Source organism: Riemerella columbina DSM 16469 (assembly GCF_000374405.1).
Taxonomy (GTDB): Bacteria; Bacteroidota; Bacteroidia; order Flavobacteriales; family Weeksellaceae; genus Riemerella; species Riemerella columbina.
Window position 1 is genome coordinate 1 of record NZ_KB894269.1, and the last position, 2518, is coordinate 2518.

At 38.4% G+C, this 2518-nt stretch carries 2 protein-coding genes; both read right to left on the minus strand.

The window, feature by feature from the left end:
• On the minus strand, positions 1-170 hold a 170-nt coding region (locus C237_RS13365; RefSeq protein ID WP_018676414.1), incomplete at its 3' end, for an HU family DNA-binding protein.
• A gap of 164 nt (positions 171-334) precedes the next feature.
• Positions 335-2518, minus strand: a 2184-nt coding sequence (locus C237_RS15050; protein ID WP_483826373.1) for an autotransporter outer membrane beta-barrel domain-containing protein, incomplete at its 5' end; no start/stop codon positions are given.

Sequence of the window (2518 nt, forward strand, 5' to 3'; positions counted from 1 at the left end):
AGCACTGCCAAAACATCGGTATCGCTCACCGTGGTAGAGCCGCCAGAAATCTCCTCGGCTATTTCTTTAAGGGTAAGCTCCCCATCTGCCTTGGCGTTGGCATACCACTTACCTGGCTCCTGTCTCTTTTGCGGATTCTTACGCTCCACTACATTGTATTTTACTGGCATAATATTATATATTTTATTAAATAAATTTCTTTGTTTTTAGGTATTGATTCCCCTCTTAAAAAGAAGGGAATAACTCACGTTTAACTCTACTGGGATAGAAAAAATATTACTATAGTTATAGCACAAAAAACATATTCTGCCCTGCATAACTGCTTTTTTTTATTTTAATATTTTATAGCCATTAAGTAAAACAGAGGTGTCTCAGCCAGGTACCCACTACCGCATTTCCATTTATCAAGATTTCTAATATTTCCACCATACGAAATACCAGAATTACTATAATAAGTTACAATACCGTATTCAGTAGCAGGAAATCCATTAACCGAGTTATGGGCCAACATTCCATTTTTACTTATATGTATATTCATATCTATGTGTATTTTCTGCGAGGTATACCATCTTAGATGGTCTTTCAGATAATTGGGAGGAAGGCTAAACATGATGTTACTTCTCCAACACCGTCCTAAACGAGCATCACCCTCATAAGATTCAGCAGGACCTTCATATACAATTGAACCACCATAATAATGAATCATTCCTCCATTTGAGAGATAAAATATAGAGTTTATTGTTATTTTCGATTTATCAATAGCGCCGTCCCCTAACCTCCACCAGCCAGTGTCTTTTTTAAGCATACCATCTGCCCCCATCACTACTCCGGAAACATTTTCTGATGCTGGGCGATCTTGCATAGCAGGTACTTTTATCTGGGCGTTATTACCACTAAAGGTTAAGGAGTTACCATTCATATTTACTGTTCTATTTGCGGAAAGGATTCCATCAGAGTTATATAGGTTGTTATCACTTCCCAGAGAAGAGATTGCTACAGTTTTTAGTTTACCGTTAGCATCAGCTACTACTGCACGGTCTCCTGATCCTGCCAAAGCTCTTACTTTTATATCTTGAGTATCCGTAAGGTTTTGAGTATAAGTATTATTACCTGAGCTTACATCATTAGCTGCTATATTCATCCTTCTACCGTTGGTATTCCAGAAGGTAATATCATTAACATTATTGTTGGTAGATCCTATCTGAACATCATTGGCTGCTCCGTCTCCTCCTATGTAGGCATTTTCATCTCCGTCTCCTTTTACAATCGCATAATCTCCATTAATTCTTGTAGTACCCTTACTGGAATTAATAAGCAAACGATCACCAAAACTACCCATGTACATTCTAAAATTTCCGTCTTGGGTAGCACTTAGTTCTACCCTCTTGCTAAAATCGTTAGGACTTATGGCTATTCCGCCTCCACCTGTATTTGTAGTATTAACCACCAAAGGGAACCAGTTGTCTCCCTTTATTTCTAATTTTGAAGTTGGGCCGTCTGTACCAATTCCTATATTACCCGAACCGGTAAATAGAAGCTTTTTTCCGTTTAGGTTGACTTTCCTTTCCGAAGTCAATGTTCCATTAGAGTTATAGAGGTTGGTATCACTTCCCAGAGAAGAGATTGCTACAGTTTTTAGTTTACCGTTAGCATCAGCTACTACTGCACGGTCTCCTGATCCTGCCAGACCTGTGATTTTTGCATTTCCTGTTACTTCTAATTTTTCGGAAGGATTTTCATTTCCTACACCCACATTTCCTTCTGAATTAATAGATATTCCCCCTTTCCAAGCATCGCCTGTCCTATTTGTGATAAGAAATACACCATTTGTTCGTTTTACTATATCTGTAAAATCTGAAGAGCCATTTCTCTGCATTCTTAATAAATGATCGGAAGAACTTAAAACCCTCGCATTTCCTGAAATATCTAACTTGTATGTTGGCGTATTCGTGCCTATACCTACATTCCCTGATTCTCTATTTACAAATAAACGATCTGCATTAGCCCATAGTCTGAAATTGCCATCTCCATTTACGCTTAGTTCCACTCTCTTGTTTTGATCTCCGTTAGTTATCAATCCAAGCCCGCCTCCGGCAGCCTGTGTCGAGTTGATTAATAGTGGGTAATAAGAACTTGCTTCTACAGTAGTTACACCTCCTGTGAATTTTAGTTTTTTATTATTCAGATTAACGGTTCTGTCTGCCGTAAGCGTACCGTCTTCCGTGTAAATATTCTTACCCTCTAACCTTACCCATTCGCCATTGGCTACGCTCCCACTTGGTGCGGTTTGATTAGGATTTTTAAAATAATAAAACCCTGGTGTTACAGACACTTGTTTACCTCCTTTGCTGGCATCTTCCAATGTTTTTCCTGTGCCAGAGTTATACACAATCATTCCATCAAAGTAATTTTTAAACTTCCCCGGGTTGATGGCATTAGTCTTAAACTCCCATGTCGTTAAATCCGTTGTCGGAAAATATAATCCTTTTCCTACATTGTTATTAAAGTTATTATATGC